We start from the raw sequence: 16979 nt of genomic DNA on the forward strand, positions 1-16979 counted from the left end.
CTCACTCCACCACGTACCACCGCACCAGGCGCGGCGCGGCCCAGTCCGTCACGACCGATTCGAGGAGCCATCGTCCGGGCGCGGTCACCGCAAAGGCGATGCGCTGGGTCTGGCCGGGCTCGACCGCGAGCGTGTCGAGCCAGTACGGTTTCCATCCATCGTCGAGCCTGTCGAGCAGGCGGAAAGGGTGGCCATGCAGATGGAAGACGGTCGCGATCGGGCCGGGGTTCTTCAGGGCCAGCACAACGGTGCGGCCGACTTTGGTGCGGAAGGCAGGGGCGGAGGCGGTGGAGAAGCTCGCGGGCCGCGTCCAGGCGGCGTCGGCCGCACCGAGCGCGACATCGAACCGCAGGGCGCCCTTCAGGTCTAGCTTCTCGGGCAGATCGTTCGAGGGCAGCGGCCGTGGCGTGGACAGCGGTGCGCGCTCCTGCTTCCCCGAGACCGCGAGGCTGCCAATTTGGCGCGCCGCCTTGCCGTCATGCAGCAGGAATGAGGCCGATGTGGTCGCATCCACAAACGCATCGGCCCGCCCGCCGGGAGCCAACACCAGGGCGCCATTGCGCGCCGGAAACGGCTCGGCCGGCTGTCCGTCCAGGGCCATCACGCGGACCTCGTGGCTCTCCAATTTGATTGCTAGAACAGAGCGTTGCGAGCCGTTGATGAAGCGCAGCCGGAGCCGCTGGCCGACCGAGGCTGAGAGTTCGAATGAACTCCTTCCGTTGATAGTGTAGAGCGGCGCAGCGTCCGTCGGATCCTGGCCCGGCGGGATCGCGGAGCCGTCCGGCCGCAGGCGCCATTCCTCGATCAGCAACACCTCGTCGCGATCGATGGCGACCGGGCCGGTCTCGGCCGCGATGATCGGGAGGGGACGCGCCGGTTGCTTCAAGCCGTCCTCGAACAGGCGGAAGTCGGCCAGCAGGGTCCCCGCGCTGGATATTGAAATGATTGATGTTTCAGCCGCATTGGGCGGGGCAGGCGCACGCCCCCGCAGCGGGTCGGCCGTGGCCGGGCCGGTGAGGCCGTACCAGACTGGCGCAAGCGGTACCGGAAGCTCGTTTCGAAACACCAGCTCGCAGCGGTCGCCGCGCTTGAGACGGACGTCCCCGAGGTGGCTTACGGCCGCCAGCTCCGAGATTGGTGTAGCCGGCTGACCCGGCCTCAGGGCCAGCGTTGACGCCCTGGCCTGCAGCGCGAGCTGGGCGGTCACGAGCGGGCCCGCGCCACCGGCGATCAAGCCGGCCGCCGCAGCGCCAAGCCCGGCCAGAACCTCGCGTCGATCAGGGGCAACGAAGCGCATTTTCATCGGGCGATCCGGACCACGCCGCGCTGGATAAGTCCAGCCATCATGCCTACTTGAAGCCTGCCTCCATCGGGCCATTTTTTTGCTGCGAACAGTCAGGCACATGCTATAAGCCCGGCCGCCCGCGGCATCGCGGCCGGTCTTGATGCAAATTCACGCGGGCGTGGCGGAACTGGTAGACGCGCTGGATTTAGGTTCCAGTGACGAAAGTTGTGGGGGTTCGAGTCCCTCCGCCCGCACCAAGCGCTTATCGCGTTTGCACGGATTACGAGACCTGCTTCGGCGGATGATCGTCCGCCTGGAGCCGGTCCGATGAACCACCGGTGGTGAGGCATTCGCCTCGCGCCGGATCGATTAATGACAGCGTCCCGACGCGCGACGTGCCGGGACCGAACGAGAAGAAGATTGGACGCCATGCAGGTCACAGAAACCCTCTCGGAAGGTTTGAAGCACGAGTTCAAGATCAGCGTTCCCGCCTCTGATCTCGATGCCAAGGCCGGCGCCAAGCTCGTCGACCTCAAGGACAAGGTCCGCATCAACGGCTTCCGCCCGGGCAAGGTGCCGGTCTCGCATCTGAAGAAGGTCTATGGTCGCTCGGTGATGGCCGAGACCATCGATCAGACCATCCGCGACACCAACACGCAGCTGTTCTCCGAGCGCGGCTTCCGTCTCGCCACCGAGCCGAAGATCACCATGCCGAGCGAGCAGGCCGAGGTCGAGGAGCTGCTGAGCGGCAAGACCGACCTGACCTACACGGTCGCGATCGAGGTGGTGCCGGCGATCGCGCTCGCCGACTTCAAGAGCTTCGAGGTCGAGAAGCCCGTCGCCGACGTGTCCGATTCCGACGTGGACGAAGCGATCAAGCGCATTGCCGATACCAATCGCACCTTCGCCGACAAGGGCGAGGGCGCCAAGGCCGCCTCGGGCGACCGTGTCACCATCAACTTCACGGGCCGCATCAACGGCGAAGTCTTCGAAGGCGGCACCGGCGAGGGCATCCAGGTCCTGATTGGCTCCAACACCTTCATTCCGGGCTTTGAGGAGCAGCTCATCGACATCGGCGCGGGTGAGACGCGCACGCTGAAGGTGTCGTTCCCGAAGAACTACATGAACGAAAAGCTCGCCGGCCAGCCGGCCGAGTTCGAGACCACCGCGACCCTGATCGAGGCGCCGCAGGACCTTGCGATCGACGACGAGTTCGCCAAGTCGCTTGGCCTGGAATCGCTGGACAAGTTGAAGGAAGCGGCGCGCGAGCGCCTGGTTGCCGAGTTCGCCACCGCCACGCGCCAGCGCGTCAAGCGCGCGCTGCTTGACCGCCTCGACGAGGCGCACCGCTTCGAAGCGCCGCCCTCGCTCGTCGACGAGGAGTTCAATCTGATGTGGAACTCGGTCAAGGCCGAGATGGATTCCGCCGGCAAGACCTTTGCCGACGAGGACACCACGGAGGACAAGGCCAAGGAAGAATACCGCAAGATCGCCGACCGCCGCGTGCGGCTGGGCCTCGTACTCTCGGAGATCGGCGACAAGAACAAGATCACCGTGACCGACGACGAGGTCGGCCGCGCCGTGATCGAGCGCGCGCGCTCGATGCCCGGCCGCGAGAAGGAGGTCTGGGACTACTACCGCAACAATCCCCAGGCGCTGGCCCAGCTTCGTGCACCGATCTATGAGGACAAGGTCGTCGACTTCATCCTCGAGCTCGCCAATGTGACCGAGAAGAAGGTCTCGCGCGAGGATCTCTACAAGGACGACGAGGCGGAAAAGACCGCCGCTTGAGGCATTTGAGGTCGCCTTCCATTAAGGATGATCAGCGAACGGGCCCAGCTAGCCAGATGGCCGGCTGGGCCTCTTTGTGCGAATCAGCTTCAACTGTCCCGCGGGATTAAGCCTTAATGCGCTCCGCACTTGTCAGGCGCGAATTGGGCTATATCTGTCGATACGCCTTCTACCTCTTACCCAAGTTCTTGCATCACGGCACGTCCATCCGCCCTTGGGGCGCCTCCAGCCAGACTGGCAGCCCCGGCGATGTCCGTCTCCGAAAACCCTAGGTGACTCATGCGCGATCCGGTTGAAACCTACATGAACCTCGTGCCCATGGTGGTCGAGCAGACCAACCGTGGCGAGCGCGCCTACGACATTTTCTCGCGCCTGTTGAAGGAGCGCATCATCTTCGTGACCGGCCCGGTCGAGGACGGCATGTCGACGCTGATCGTGGCGCAGCTCTTGTTCCTCGAGGCGGAAAATCCGAAGAAGGAAATCTCGATGTACATCAACTCGCCGGGCGGCGTGGTGACATCGGGCCTCGCGATCTACGACACCATGCAGTTCATTCGCCCGCCGGTCTCGACGCTGTGCACGGGCCAGGCGGCCTCGATGGGCTCGCTGCTTCTCTGCGCCGGCGAGAAGGACATGCGCTTCTCGCTGCCGAACGCGCGCATCATGGTGCATCAACCCTCCGGCGGCTTCCAGGGCCAGGCGACCGACATCATGCTGCACGCCCAGGAGATCCTGAACCTGAAGAAGCGGCTCAACGAGATCTACGTGAAACACACCGGGCAGACCTACAAGTCGATCGAGGATGCGTTGGAACGCGACAAGTTCCTGACCGCGAACGACGCCAAGGAGTTCGGTCTGGTGGACAAGGTGATCGACAAGCGCGCCGAGGAGCCGGCGGCGGCGAAAGCCCCGTAGCACTACTGGGTCGTCACGGTGATCCCTCGGGTTGCCGTGCACCCGTCAGGACTGTGTTCACGTTAGGTGCGCGTGCGCGTGGCGCAGAACACGGCTTTGCGCCCTGCGACAAGCAGAAAGTTCCGCTTTCGTGCTTGTTTTTCGTGGTAATCCAGCCACGCCGGGGTGATTTCCATCACATCGCCCGTGCCAAGACCGGAAATCACGGTATTGTCACGGGTAGCCGGCGACCCCCGATTAGCGAATTCTTGATAGTCGGGTGACAGCATGGTTGGCTACGATTGATCGGCTATGATCGCAGCAGAATCGAGCGGCCGTGATTCGCACGGATAGTAAAGCGTAGGGTCTTTTTTGGTACGGAATTTGCTCTACTTAAGCTACATGCCGGCCCTTGTGTCGGAATGTAGCGATCGAGCGGAACGGGATCGAACCGCGGACGGAGACATGAATGAGTAAGGTCGGCACGAGCGACTCCAAGAACACGCTATATTGCTCGTTCTGCGGCAAGAGCCAGCACGAAGTCCGCAAACTGATCGCGGGTCCCACGGTCTTCATTTGCGACGAGTGCGTCGAGCTCTGCATGGACATCATCCGCGAGGAGAACAAATCCTCGCTGGTCAAGTCGCGCGACGGGATTCCGACGCCGAAGGAAATCTGCAAGGTGCTGGACGATTACGTGATCGGCCAGAGCCATGCCAAGAAGGTCCTGTCGGTCGCGGTGCACAACCACTACAAGCGCCTCAACCATCAGACCAAGCACAACGACGTCGAGCTCGCGAAGTCGAACATCCTGCTGATCGGTCCGACCGGATCGGGCAAGACGTTGCTCGCGCAGACACTGGCCCGCATCCTGGATGTGCCGTTCACGATGGCCGACGCCACCACGCTGACCGAAGCCGGCTATGTCGGCGAGGACGTCGAGAACATCATCCTGAAGCTGCTCCAGGCCGCCGACTACAATGTCGAGCGCGCCCAGCGCGGCATCGTCTACATCGACGAAATCGATAAGATCAGCCGCAAGTCCGACAACCCCTCGATCACGCGCGACGTGTCGGGCGAGGGCGTCCAGCAGGCGCTACTCAAGATCATGGAAGGCACCGTGGCTTCGGTCCCGCCGCAAGGCGGCCGCAAGCATCCGCAGCAGGAGTTCCTGCAAGTGGATACCACTAACATCCTGTTCATTTGCGGCGGCGCCTTCGCCGGTCTGGACAAGATCATCTCGGCACGCGGACGATCGACCTCGATCGGCTTCGGCGCCCAGGTGCTTGCGCCGGAGGACCGCCGTACCGGCGAGATCTTCCGTCATGTCGAGCCCGAGGACCTCCTGAAGTACGGCCTCATCCCCGAGTTCGTCGGCCGTCTGCCCGTGGTGGCGACGCTCGAGGATCTCGATGAGACCTCGCTGAAGAAGATCCTGACCGAGCCGAAGAACGCGCTGGTGAAGCAGTACCAGCGGCTGTTCGAGATGGAGAACATCGAGCTGACCTTCGCCGACGAGGCGCTTGGCGCGGTCGCCCGCAAGGCGATCGAGCGCAAGACCGGCGCGCGTGGCCTGCGTTCGATCCTCGAGGCCATCCTGCTCGAGACCATGTTCGACCTGCCGGGCCTGGAAGGTGTGGAAGAAGTCGTGATTTCCCGCGAAGTCGTGGAAGGAACGGCCCGTCCGCTCTACATCTACGCCGATCGGTCCGATCGCGCCGTCGAGAACGCCAGCGCCTGATCTGCCGGCGCTGGAAGGGCTCCAATCGTATTTACAAAGAGAGCTGCGGACGTGAATCTCCGCAGCTGGTGTTGCGTCGCTTACCGCGTTGCGTAAGCGCCTGATGGCGCGCGTTTTTCAATGACTTGACACCCCCCGGGTCGATAGCCACCTAATGTCGGCGGCGAGCAAAAATTCTCTTTCAAGATTCGCCTCAGTTCCGATCCAACGAGCCGGTCCAACCCGTCCTGGACCGACCGGTCCTGCGGATCACCTCGGCACCTTGTGGCGGTTGCGCATGATCAGCGGGCGGCGTGCAAGGGGGCAAAGCAAAAGGAAAAGGCCATGACCAATCCAAAACCCCGGCCAACAATCGTTCATGGCGAAACGCACGCCTATCCCGTGCTGCCGCTCCGCGACATCGTCGTATTTCCGCACATGATCGTGCCGCTCTTCGTCGGCCGCGAGAAGTCGATCCGCGCGCTCGAAGAGGTGATGAAGAACGACGCGCTGATCATGCTCGCGACGCAGAAGAACGCGTCCGACGATGATCCGGCGCCCGACTCCATTTACGAGACCGGAACGCTCGCCAGCGTGCTCCAGCTCTTGAAGCTCCCCGATGGTACCGTGAAGGTGCTGGTCGAAGGGCTCGAGCGGGCGCGCGTGTCGAAATACACCGATCGTGCCGATTACTACGAAGCAACCGCCGTCGCGCTCGCCGACACCGATGCGAAGTCGGTCGAGGCGGAAGCCTTGGCGCGCTCGGTCGTGTCCGATTTCGAGAGCTATGTGAAGCTCAACAAGAAGATCTCTGCCGAGGTCGTCGGCGTCGTGCAGGCGATCACCGATTTCGCCAAGCTCGCCGACACGGTTGCCTCGCATCTCGCGGTCAAGATCGCGGACCGGCAGGGCATCCTGGAGACGCTGTCCGTCACCACGCGCCTGGAGAAGGTGCTGGGCCTGATGGAGAGCGAGATCTCGGTGCTGCAGGTCGAGAAGCGCATCCGCTCGCGCGTCAAGCGCCAGATGGAGAAGACCCAGCGCGAGTATTACCTCAACGAGCAGATGAAGGCGATCCAGAAGGAACTCGGCGACGACGACGGTCGCGACGAGCTCGCCGATCTCGAAGAGAAGATCTCCAAGACCAAGCTCTCCAAGGAAGCGCGCGAGAAGGCACAGCATGAATTGAAGAAGCTGCGCCAGATGTCGCCGATGTCCGCGGAGGCGACCGTCGTGCGCAACTATCTGGACTGGCTGCTGTCGATTCCGTGGAACAAGAAGTCCAAGGTCAAGAAGGACCTGGAGGCGGCGCAGGCCGTCCTGGACTCCGATCACTACGGGCTCGAGAAGGTCAAGGAGCGCATCGTCGAGTATCTTGCGGTGCAGTCGCGCGCCAACAAGCTGACGGGCCCGATCCTGTGCCTCGTCGGGCCTCCCGGCGTCGGCAAGACCTCGCTCGGCAAGTCGATCGCGAAGGCGACGGGACGCGAGTTCGTGCGCGTCTCGCTCGGCGGCGTGCGCGACGAGGCCGAGATCCGCGGTCACCGCCGCACCTATATCGGCTCGATGCCCGGCAAGATCATCCAGTCGATGCGCAAGGCGAAGTCGTCCAATCCGCTGTTCCTCCTGGACGAGATCGACAAGATGGGCGCCGACTTCCGCGGCGATCCATCCTCTGCGCTGCTCGAGGTACTCGACCCCGAGCAGAACGGGACCTTCAACGACCACTATCTCGAGGTCGACTACGATCTCTCCAACGTGATGTTCATCACGACCGCGAATACGCTCAATATTCCGGGGCCGCTGATGGACCGCATGGAGATCATCCGGATCGCGGGCTACACCGAGAACGAGAAGGTCGAGATCTCGCGCAAGCACCTGATCCCGAACGCGGTGTCGAAGCACGGCTTGGACTCCAAGGAGTTCTCGATCGACGACGATGCGCTGCTGCTGCTGATCCGCCGCTACACCCGCGAAGCGGGCGTGCGCAACCTGGAGCGTGAGCTCTCCACACTTGCCCGCAAGGCGGTGAAGGAGCTGATGATCTCCAAGAAGAAGTCGGTCAAGGTCACCGAGAAGACTCTGGAAGAGCTCCTCGGCGTGCCGAAGTACCGCTTCGGCGAGATCGAGAGCGAACCGCAGGTCGGTATCGTCACCGGCCTTGCCTGGACCGACGTGGGCGGCGAACTGCTGACCATCGAAGGCGTCATGATGCCCGGCAAGGGCAAGATGACGGTCACCGGCAATCTGCGCGACGTCATGAAGGAGTCGATCTCGGCGGCGGCATCCTACGTCCGCTCGCGGGCGATCAACTACGGCGTCGAGCCGCCGCTGTTCGACAGGCGCGACATCCACGTGCACGTGCCCGAGGGCGCGACGCCGAAGGATGGTCCGTCCGCAGGCGTTGCCATGGCCACCGCGATCATCTCGGTCATGACCGGCATTCCGGTCCGCCACGATGTCGCGATGACCGGCGAGATCACGCTGCGCGGCCGCGTGCTGCCGATCGGCGGCCTCAAGGAGAAGCTGCTGGCTGCGGCCCGCGGCGGCATCAAGACGGTGCTGATCCCCGAGGACAACGCCAAGGATCTCACGGAGATTTCCGATGCGATCAAGGGCGGCATGGAGATCATCCCGGTCTCGCGCCTCGACGACGTCGTCGCCAAGGCGCTGGTGAAGAAGCCGGTGCCGATCGTCTGGGAAGAGGACACCAAGGTGACGGTGAAGCCGGATGGCGACGAAGCCGCCGGCGGCCTGACCGCTCACTGAGGTCTGGTAAAAGATGATAAAACGGCGCCTTCGGGCGCCGTTTTTGTTTTGGGGGAAGGGGAGGTGGCAATGCACATCGACGGGCAATGCCATTGCGGGCAGATCACCTTCGAAGCCGAGATCGACCCCGAGGCCGTCTCGGTTTGCCATTGCCGGGACTGTCAGACGCTGACGGGCTCGCCGTTCCGGGTCACCGCGATCTGTTCCGCGGCCGATGTCCGCCTGACCGCCGGCGCGCCAAAGGTCTACGGCAAGCGCGGCGACAACGGCCGGATGCGCTTGCAGCATTTCTGCGCCGACTGCGGTTCCCCGCTGTTTACGAGCGGCGAGGGCGACCAGGCCGACGATTGGGGTATCCGTTGGGGCTCGATCCGCCAGCGCGATAAATTGCGGCCGGTGCGGCAGATTTGGTGCCAGTCGGCGGCGGTGTGGATCGGGATCGACGCGGTGCCGCTGCTGCCGGGGAGGCCGGGGGATTGAGGTCGGGCTTGCTCAGCAAGGGCTGGTAGGGATAAAGAGGCGCCGTGGGGCGGTTAGCTCAGCTGGTTAGAGCATCTCGTTTACACCGAGAGGGTCCGCGGTTCGAATCCGTGACCGCCCACCATTCCCAGAGACATGTGGGCCTCGCGATCTGCTCGCCGGACTGGATACAGAACCTAACGCTACTGCGTGGGCGGGCCTGCCATGTTTGTTATCGAAGATGAAGCGCACGCCGAGTGGCACGGCCAGTTTTGGACTCGCCAGCAAGCACTCGCAGAATTGCAGAGGCTAGCCGCGCTACCCTGGGACCAAGAGCCCAATCGTGCACCCTGCACTAGCTGGAAGAATTGTAGTCGCCGCTATGAGCTGATTGAGTACGATGACAGCGTCACGCCATGGCGAGAGTTGTCCCGCACGCTTCTCCTTGAAGTTTCTGCTTCCGGCACTCAAAGGGTTATCGAGACGTAGACGAGCGACAATCAAGAGGCTCCCGATGGAACAGCCAAGCGGACACGCGCAAAACGCCGACCAGATCACCTATTGGAATGGTCCCAGCGGGCAGCGCTGGGCCGACCGCCATGCGGCGCAAGAGAGCCTGCTCGGGCCCATTGCCGAGGTGCTGATCGACCGCGCCCGCGTGAAGTCGGGTGAGCGCGTTCTCGACGTCGGTTGCGGCTCCGGCGCGACGACCTTTGCATTTGCGAAGGCGGTGGCGCCTGACGGGTTCGCGCTCGGCCTCGACGTCTCCGAGCCGATGCTGTCGCAGGCGCGCGCGTTTGCGCCAAAGGGTCTGCCGCTCGATTTTGTGCTGGCGGATGCGACCGTCTATCCGTTCGAGCCGGCGAGCTTCGATCTCTTGGCTTCGCGTTTCGGCGTGATGTTCTTCGCCGACCCAGTCGCATCCTTCACCAATTTGCGCCGTGCGCTGAAGCCATCCGGCCGGCTCGCCTTTGCCTGCTGGCGCGAACCGAAGGAGAATCCCTGGATGATGGCGCCGCTGATGGCGGTGTATAAGCACGTGCCGAAGATGCCGCCGGTCGGTCCCGAAGAGCCGGGCCCGTTCGCCTTCGCATCGGAGGAGCGCGTGATGCGCATCCTGAAAGGCGCCGGTTTCGCGGATGTGGCCATGGAGCCGCACAACCTTCCCATGGACATCGCCATCGGCGGCGGCCTCGATGCGGCCGTCGACGGCTCGCTACAGATCGGCCCGGCCAGCCGCGCGCTCCAGGGCCATCCGCCGGAGACGTACGAGGCGGCGAAGGCCTCGATCCGCGAAGCGCTCGGGCCGTTCCTAAAGGGGCAGAGCGTGCCATTACAGGGCGCGATCTGGATCGTGACGGCGAAGGCGGGGTAGAGCTGCTCCGCGAGATCGTGCCGCACGCCGTTGCCACACGCTCGGCGTCGTCCCCGCGAAGGCGGGGACCCATAACCCCAGGGAGAACTTTGGTGCGAAGCTGGTAACTGCGAGTCTTCGCAAAATCACTCCCTGTGGTTATGGGCCCCGGATCTGCGCTTACGCTTGTCCGGGGCGACAGCGGAGATTGGCGCGGCAACGAGCCCCTTACACCACATCATCCGGCGCCAGTGCGCAACCATTGTCCGGGTGCGTCTCGATCTGAAGCGTGGTGTGGCCAATACGATAGGTCGTCTTCAAGAGCTGCGCGGTCTCCATCAGAAATGTGTCGTTGCTGCCTGCCGGCATGACGAGGTGGCACGTCAGCGCCGTCTCCGTGGTCGAGATGGGCCAGACGTGGAGATCGTGGATATCAGACACACCGGGACGCGCCAGCAATAAGCTCCTGATCGCGGCGAGGTCGGTACCCTTGGGCGCGGCAGCCATCGACATGTCGATCGAGCCGCGCAACAGGCTCGTCGTGCTCCAGAGGATTACCCCGCAGATGACGAGGCTGGTTAAGGGATCGAGCCAGAGCCAGCCGGTCCAGATGATCAGCGCCGCCGAAACGACGACGCCGAGCGAGACCGCGGCGTCGGCCGCCATGTGCAGGTAGGCGCCTTCGATGTTGATGTCGTCCTTGCGGCCGCGCGCGAACAGCAGGGCGGTGAAGCCATTGATGAGGATGCCGATGCCTGCCACCACCATCACGGTGACGCCCGCGACCGGCTCCGGCTGTTGCAGGCGCAGGATCGCCTCCCAGCCGATCGCGCCGGTCGCGACCAGCAGGAATACCGCGTTCGCTAGGGCTGCGAGGATCGTGGAGGCGCGCAGGCCGTAGGTGAAGCGGCCGCTCGGCGCGCGCTTTGCGGCGATGGAGGCGCCCCAGGCTACGATGAGGCCGAGCACATCGGACAGATTGTGGCCGGCGTCGGCGAGCAGGGCGGTGGAGTTGCCGATATAGCCGTAGATCGCCTCGGCCACGACCAGCGCGATATTGAGCGAAATGCCGATCGCGAACGCCTTGCCGAAACTGGCGGGCGCGTGGACATGCGCATGACCAGGACCATGATCATGCCCGGCATGGTCATGATGGCGATGCGCGTGGTGTCCGTGATGGTCGTGACCGGCCACTCTCTAGCGCTCCCCGGAAGCTGACAAATCAGGCGCGATTCTAGGCGTTTCGTGTGCCACGTCACGGCGGAACAGCACGTAGAGCGCCGGCAGCACCAACAGCGTCAGCACCGTCGAGGAGATGATGCCGCCGATCACCACGGTCGCGAGCGGCCGCTGCACCTCGGCGCCCGCACCGGTCGCGAGCGCCATCGGCACGAAGCCGAGCGAGGCGACGAGGGCCGTCATCAGCACCGGGCGCAGCCGCGTCAGCGCACCCTCGTGCACGGCATCGACGACGGATCGCCCCTCGCTGCGCAACCGCTCGATGAAGGTGATGATGACGAGCCCGTTGAGCACGGCGACACCCGACAGCGCGATGAAGCCGACGCCGGCGCTGATGGACAGCGGAATGTCGCGCAGCAGCAGCGCCGCGACGCCGCCGGTCAGCGCCAGCGGCACGCCTGAAAACACCAGCGCCGCATCCGCTGCCGACCCCATGCCCATGAACAGCAGCAGGAATACCAAGAGCAGCGCCACCGGTACCACGATCGTCAGCCGCTTGGTCGCCGAGACCAGCTGCTCGAACTGGCCGCCCCAGCCGATGAAGTAGCCGGGCGGCAGCTTGACCTTCTCGGCCACGGCCGCTTCGGCCTCTGCGACGAACGAGCCAAGGTCGCGGGCGCGGACATTTGCGGTGACGACGATGCGCCGCTTGCCGTTCTCGCGGCTGATCTGGTTCGGGCCGGGCGTCGCATCGACCGTTGCGACCGACGAGAGCGGCACGTAGCGCATCTGCGTGAGGGGCGAGGTGGCCAGCGTCGTTCGAACGGCGGTGCCGGCGCCGGCTTCCTCGCCGGGCGGCAGCGGGATCGGAATGGCCCGGATCGCGTCGAGATTGCCACGCAGATGCTCGGGCAGGCGGACCATGATCTCGAAGCGGCGGTCGCCCTCGAACAGCTTGCCGGCCGACTTGCCGCCCACCGCGATCTCGACGATGCCCTGCACCTCGGCGATGCTGAGGCCGTAGCGGGCAAGCGCCTGGCGGTCGAGGCGGACAGTCAGGATCGGCAGGCCCGAGACCTGCTCGATCTTGATGTCGGCGGCGCCGCGGATGCCGCGGATCGCGGCTTCGACCTGCCTAGCGGCGCCTTGCAGGATGTCGAGGTCGTCGCCAAAGATCTTGACGCCGACGTCGGTGCGCACGCCGGAGATCAGCTCGTTGACACGGAACTGGATCGGCTGGGAGATTTCATAGGCGCTCCCGGGAATTTCGTCCGCCGCATGCTCGATCGCCTCGATCACCTCCGATTTCGGCTTGTTGCGATCGGGCCATTCGGCGCGCGGCTTCAGCATGACGTAACCGTCGGTCTGTGCCGGGGACATCGGGTCGGTGGCGATCTCCGCCGTGCCGAGGCGGGTGAAGAACTCCTTCACTTCAGGGATTTGCAAGACCCGCTTCTCCAGCGCCTTTTGCAGGTCCAGCGATTGGGTGAGGCTGGTGCCGGGAATCCGGATCGAGGCCAGCGCGACGTCGCCTTCGTCCAGACTCGGAATGAACTCGCCGCCCATGCGCGAAGCGGCGATGCCGCTCGCAACCACGATGACCGCGGCCATGATGGCGACCGCGGCGCGATTGTCGATGGCGAAATGGAGCAGGGGCAGATAGGCGCGCTTCGCCGCGCGCATGAAAAGGTTTTCGTGCTCGGAGACCTTGCCGGTGACGAAAATGGCAACGGCCGCCGGCACGAAGGTGATGGAGAACAGCACGGCAGCGCCGAGCGCCATCAGCACGGTCAGCGCCATCGGCGTGAACATCTTGCCTTCGACACCCGTCAGCGTCAGTACCGGAAGGTAGACCACGGCAATGATGAGCGTGCCGAACAGGCTCGGCTTGATGACCTCGCTCGATCCGCGCAGGATCGCGCGCAGCCGTTCGGCCGTGGTGAGCAGCCCGCCTTTCTCGCGCTGGGCCACAGCCAGCATGCGCAGGCAGTTCTCGACGATGATCACGGCGCCGTCGACGATGATGCCGAAGTCGATCGCCCCCAGGCTCATCAGGTTGGCGCTCACTTTCGTCTCGACCATGCCCGTGATCGTCATGGCCATGGACAGGGGTATGACGCAGGCTGTGACCAGCGCGGCGCGGATGTTGCCAAGGATCAGGAACAGCACGGCGACGACCAGCGCCGCGCCTTCCAGCAGGTTGTTCCGAACTGTGCGGATGGTGGCCTCGACCAGGTCGGTGCGGTCGTAGACGGTTCGCGTCACGACGCCCTCGGGCAGCGATTTGGCGATCTCGTCGAGCCGGGCTGCGACACGGCGGGCCACCGTGCGGCTGTTCTCGCCGATCAGCAGCATGGCGGTGCCAAGCACGGTCTCCTCGCCATTGCGCGTCGCAGCGCCCGTGCGCAGATCGCGGCCCTCGGTGACAACAGCGACGTCCCTGATCCGGACGGGATTGCCGCCGCGCGAGCCGATCACGATGTCCCGGATTTCGCCGATACTGCCGACCTGGCCCGGCGAGCGCACCAGATATTGCTCGCCATTGCGCTCGATATAGCCGGCGCCGACATTGGCGTTGTTGGCGGCGAGCGCCGTCATGACGTCGCGAAAGCCGAGCCGGTAGGCCATCAGCTTGCCGGGATCCGGCAGGACGTGGAATTGCCGCTCGAAGCCGCCGATGGTGTTGACCTCGATCACGCCAGGCACGTTGCGAAGCTGCGGCCGGATGATCCAGTCCTGCACCGTGCGCAGGTCGGTCAGCGAATAGTCGTGGCCGGCCTGCGTCTTGGCGCCTGCCTTGGCCTCGACGGTGTACAGGAAGATTTCACCGAGCCCGGTCGAGACCGGACCCATCGCGACCTCGACGCCGGCGGGGAGCTGATCCTTTACCTGCTGGATGCGTTCGCCGACGAGCTGGCGGGCGAAATAGATGTCGGTGCCGTCCTTGAAGACGATCGTGACTTGGCTGAGGCCATAGCGCGACAGCGAGCGTGTGTAGTCGAGCCTGGGCAGCCCGCCCATCGCCGTCTCGACCGGGAAGGTGATGCGCTGCTCGGTCTCGAGCGGCGAATAGCCGGGCGCGCGGGTGTTGATCTGGACCTGGACGTTGGTGATATCAGGGACTGCGTCGATCGGCAGGCGCTGGAAGTTCCAGACGCCGAAGGCGAGGGCGCCGAGCGCGAGCAGGAGGACCAGCCAGCGCTGATACAGCGAGACGGCGATGAGGCGCTCAATCATGTTCGGCCTCGCCCTTGCCCATCTCGGCCTTCACGACGAAGCTGTTCTCCGCGACGTAATGCTCTCCGACCGCAAGGCCAGCCTTGATCTCCACATGCCGCGGATCGGAGTCCCCAAGCTCGACCGGGCGCGCCTCGATCTTGTCGCCGTCTTCGCGCACGAACACGATGGTCTTGTTGTCCAGGGTCTGTATGGCGCTGCGGCGCACGGCCACCGCGACGTTGCGGGCCGCCAGGATCAGCCGCGCCGTGACGAACAGGCCGGGGCGCAGTCGGCCATCCGGATTTTGCAGCACCACGCGTGCCAGTGCCGTCTGGGTCTCGCTCGAGCCGATCGGGGCCATGTAGGAGATCGTGCCCTTGATCTCGCCGCGGCCGTCGTCGGGATCGATCAGCACCTCGTCATTGAGACGGACGCGCCTGAGGTCCTGCCGGTAGATCGACAGATCGACCCAGATGGTGGAGAGGTCGGCGACCACGAAGGCCGGCTTCTGCTCGGAGACGTATTCGCCGAGCGAGATCTGCCGTTCGATGATGGTCCCGGCAAGGGGCGCCTTCAGCTCATAGACGGTGAGACTCTGGTTGCTCTCGATCGTGGCGAGCAGGTCGTCCTTGCCGACCTTGTCGCCGATCCGCTTCAGGATGGATTTGGCGATGCCGGGAAAGCGCGGCGTCACCTGCACCACGGCCTCCTGGTTGGCGCGCAAGATGCCGTTGAAGGCGAGCGTGTCGGTCAGCGTCGCGCTTGCGGCCTCGGCCATCACGACGCCGGCTGCGGCGAGCTTGACATCGGAGATGCGGATGCGGTCGGCGCCGTGTTCGTCCTGCTCGACACGGTCGTGCGGTTTCTTGTGTTCGGAACGGCCGCCGCCATGCTCGGCATGCTCGGCATGCTCGGTGTGCGCGATTGTGCCCGGCGCGAACAGGGAATAGCCGTAAGCCCCGAGTGCAGCGGCAAGGATGGCCAGGACGATGGTCGAGGACGTCTTCATCGTGCGCTCTCCCGCGCCAGCGTGAAGGGATTGCCGACGAGGCCCTCGATGATCGCAACGCCGGCGTGGAAATTCTGCAGCGCCTCCTGCTCGCGCAGCCGCGCCTGGGCGACGCTGGCCTGGGCATCGAGCACCTCGAGCAGGGTGAAGCGGCCCTGGCCGTAGCCTTGCGAAATCGCCTCGGACGCCTCGACCGCCTTTGGGATCGCGGTCTCGCGCAGCACCGCGAGCTCGCGCAGCGAGCCCTGAAGCGAGTCGTAGGCGCGGCCGGCAATCACGATCAACGTGTTGCGGTTGGCCTCGCGCTCGGCCCGCGTCTTGGCGAGGCTTTCCTGCGCCGAGAGGATGTTGCCCTGGTTCCGGTCGAACACGGGGATCGGCACCGTGACGGTCAGGCGCGCTGCGTCGTCGCCCGTTTCGTTGAAGTGGCGCCAGCCGGCCGCAATCCGGACGTCCGGATAGGGCCGAAGCCGCGCCAGCAGCAGTTCGGCATTGCGCTGGGCATAGACCGCGGTCCAGCGCACCAATTGCGGATTGGCGTCAATGGCCGCGACCACCGACTGGAAGGTCGGCGGCTTGCCCATGGTGTCGAGCCGGCCGGAGACCTCGCCGAACTTCGCGAACGGATCGCCCATCAGCACTGCGAGCTCGCGCCGGGCGCTGGCCAGCGTTGCCTTGAAACGCTCGCGGTCGGCCTTGACCAGGGCGGAGGCGACCTCGGCGCGGCCGGTCTCGGCCGGCGAGGAGGCGCCGGCCTCGACGCGGCGGCGGAGCAGCGGCGTCAGGCGGTCGATCGCGGCAATCTGCTCGTCGAGGATCTGGATGCGCCGCTGCGCGCCGAGCACGCCGAGGAAGGCGATCGCGGTCTCCGACAGCACTTCCAGCCGGACGGCCTGGCGCTGGATCGCCGCCACTTCGACCCCGGCTACGCCGGCGGCAATCCTGGCATCGCGCTTGCCGAACAGCTCGAAGGCCTGGCTGATCTGGAGCGTGGTCTCGGCCGATCGCGTCCCGCGATATCTGCCGGAGCCGAACGAATCGTCCTGCTCGTAGGACAGTTCCGGATTGAGTAGCGCGCCTGCCTGGATGCGCTGGCCCGTGGCGATGCCGACGTCGCGCTCCGCCGCCGTCAGCCGCGGGCTCGCCGCCAGCGCGCGCGACAGCGCGCTGCGCATCGTCAAAGTCTGCGCGTGCGACGGCGCCAGCGCTGATCCTGCAATCAAACACGCCACCGCGCACGCCAGGCGCGCGGCCACTCTCCTGCAAAACATGAAAACCGACCTGTGAAGGATAAAACCTT

At 64.9% G+C, this 16979-nt stretch carries 12 protein-coding genes and 2 tRNA genes; 8 read left to right on the plus strand and 6 right to left on the minus strand.

Annotated elements, in window-relative coordinates; translation table 11 throughout:
* Nucleotide 1: 1 nt before the first annotated feature.
* Entirely contained in the window at nucleotides 2–1303 is a 1302-nt protein-coding gene (locus tag AC3WLX_RS24110; protein ID WP_492337839.1) for a multicopper oxidase family protein, read from the minus strand.
* Nucleotides 1304–1457: 154 nt separating this feature from the next.
* Between AC3WLX_RS24110 and AC3WLX_RS24115 the strand changes: the two genes are divergently transcribed.
* From AC3WLX_RS24115 to AC3WLX_RS24125, 3 genes are all read left to right on the plus strand, one after another.
* Nucleotides 1458–1542, plus strand: a tRNA-Leu gene (locus tag AC3WLX_RS24115).
* Nucleotides 1543–1714: 172 nt separating this feature from the next.
* Nucleotides 1715–3076, plus strand: coding sequence for a trigger factor (gene tig / locus AC3WLX_RS24120; RefSeq protein ID WP_291630545.1), 1362 nt, complete (start codon nucleotides 1715–1717; stop codon nucleotides 3074–3076).
* Nucleotides 3077–3355: 279 nt separating this feature from the next.
* Entirely contained in the window at nucleotides 3356–3991 is a 636-nt protein-coding gene (locus AC3WLX_RS24125) for an ATP-dependent Clp protease proteolytic subunit (RefSeq protein ID WP_492337840.1), read from the plus strand.
* Between the two features lie 62 nt (nucleotides 3992–4053).
* On the opposite strand, the gene AC3WLX_RS24130 is transcribed toward AC3WLX_RS24125, so the two are convergent.
* Nucleotides 4054–4260 (minus strand): hypothetical protein, encoded by a 207-nt coding sequence (locus AC3WLX_RS24130; protein ID WP_291630310.1) that lies wholly within the window; start codon nucleotides 4258–4260, stop codon nucleotides 4054–4056.
* Between the two features lie 179 nt (nucleotides 4261–4439).
* Between AC3WLX_RS24130 and clpX the strand changes: the two genes are divergently transcribed.
* From clpX to AC3WLX_RS24155, 5 genes are all read left to right on the plus strand, one after another.
* Nucleotides 4440–5711, plus strand: coding sequence for an ATP-dependent Clp protease ATP-binding subunit ClpX (gene clpX, locus AC3WLX_RS24135; RefSeq protein WP_061027021.1), 1272 nt, complete (start codon nucleotides 4440–4442; stop codon nucleotides 5709–5711).
* Nucleotides 5712–6035: 324 nt separating this feature from the next.
* Nucleotides 6036–8459 (plus strand): endopeptidase La, encoded by a 2424-nt coding sequence (gene lon, locus AC3WLX_RS24140; protein ID WP_492337841.1) that lies wholly within the window; start codon nucleotides 6036–6038, stop codon nucleotides 8457–8459.
* Between the two features lie 69 nt (nucleotides 8460–8528).
* Nucleotides 8529–8939: a GFA family protein gene (locus tag AC3WLX_RS24145; protein WP_492337842.1), complete on the plus strand. Its 411-nt coding sequence runs from the start codon at nucleotides 8529–8531 to the stop codon at nucleotides 8937–8939.
* Nucleotides 8940–8986: 47 nt separating this feature from the next.
* Nucleotides 8987–9063: transfer RNA gene (locus tag AC3WLX_RS24150), tRNA-Val, on the plus strand.
* Nucleotides 9064–9432: 369 nt separating this feature from the next.
* Complete coding sequence (locus AC3WLX_RS24155) at nucleotides 9433–10293, plus strand: class I SAM-dependent methyltransferase (protein ID WP_492337843.1); 861 nt, start codon at nucleotides 9433–9435, stop codon at nucleotides 10291–10293.
* Nucleotides 10294–10500: 207 nt separating this feature from the next.
* On the opposite strand, the gene AC3WLX_RS24160 is transcribed toward AC3WLX_RS24155, so the two are convergent.
* From AC3WLX_RS24160 to ihpA, 4 genes are read right to left on the minus strand one after another with little or no spacing between them, the layout of a single operon-like run.
* On the minus strand, nucleotides 10501–11466 hold the full coding sequence (locus AC3WLX_RS24160; protein ID WP_492337844.1) for a cation diffusion facilitator family transporter: 966 nt from the start codon (nucleotides 11464–11466) through the stop codon (nucleotides 10501–10503).
* Nucleotides 11467–11469: 3 nt separating this feature from the next.
* Nucleotides 11470–14688, minus strand: a complete 3219-nt coding sequence (locus AC3WLX_RS24165; RefSeq protein ID WP_492337845.1) for an efflux RND transporter permease subunit — start codon at nucleotides 14686–14688, stop codon at nucleotides 11470–11472.
* On the minus strand, nucleotides 14681–15679 hold the full coding sequence (gene ihpB, locus AC3WLX_RS24170) for a divalent metal ion exporter adaptor subunit IhpB (RefSeq protein WP_492337846.1): 999 nt from the start codon (nucleotides 15677–15679) through the stop codon (nucleotides 14681–14683). Before ihpB ends, AC3WLX_RS24165 begins: the two co-directional genes overlap by 8 nt.
* On the minus strand, nucleotides 15676–16950 hold the full coding sequence (gene ihpA, locus AC3WLX_RS24175) for a divalent metal ion exporter subunit IhpA (RefSeq protein WP_492337847.1): 1275 nt from the start codon (nucleotides 16948–16950) through the stop codon (nucleotides 15676–15678). The genes ihpB and ihpA overlap by 4 nt, the downstream gene beginning before the upstream one ends.
* Nucleotides 16951–16979: the final 29 nt, after the last annotated feature.

Source organism: Bradyrhizobium sp. FW305-F6 (genome assembly GCF_058782905.1).

Excerpts from the sequence above, each read along its gene's own strand:
- AC3WLX_RS24110 (WP_492337839.1), bottom strand. The coding sequence starts at position 1,303 with ATGAAAATGCGCTTCGTTGCCCCTGATCGACGCGAGGTTCTGGCCGGG.
- tig (WP_291630545.1), top strand. The coding sequence starts at position 1,715 with ATGCAGGTCACAGAAACCCTCTCGGAAGGTTTGAAGCACGAGTTCAAG.
- AC3WLX_RS24125 (WP_492337840.1), top strand. The coding sequence starts at position 3,356 with ATGCGCGATCCGGTTGAAACCTACATGAACCTCGTGCCCATGGTGGTC.
- AC3WLX_RS24130 (WP_291630310.1), bottom strand. The coding sequence starts at position 4,260 with ATGCTGTCACCCGACTATCAAGAATTCGCTAATCGGGGGTCGCCGGCT.
- clpX (WP_061027021.1), top strand. The coding sequence starts at position 4,440 with ATGAGTAAGGTCGGCACGAGCGACTCCAAGAACACGCTATATTGCTCG.
- lon (WP_492337841.1), top strand. The coding sequence starts at position 6,036 with ATGACCAATCCAAAACCCCGGCCAACAATCGTTCATGGCGAAACGCAC.
- AC3WLX_RS24145 (WP_492337842.1), top strand. The coding sequence starts at position 8,529 with ATGCACATCGACGGGCAATGCCATTGCGGGCAGATCACCTTCGAAGCC.
- AC3WLX_RS24155 (WP_492337843.1), top strand. The coding sequence starts at position 9,433 with ATGGAACAGCCAAGCGGACACGCGCAAAACGCCGACCAGATCACCTAT.
- AC3WLX_RS24165 (WP_492337845.1), bottom strand. The coding sequence starts at position 14,688 with ATGATTGAGCGCCTCATCGCCGTCTCGCTGTATCAGCGCTGGCTGGTC.
- ihpB (WP_492337846.1), bottom strand. The coding sequence starts at position 15,679 with ATGAAGACGTCCTCGACCATCGTCCTGGCCATCCTTGCCGCTGCACTC.
- ihpA (WP_492337847.1), bottom strand. The coding sequence starts at position 16,950 with ATGTTTTGCAGGAGAGTGGCCGCGCGCCTGGCGTGCGCGGTGGCGTGT.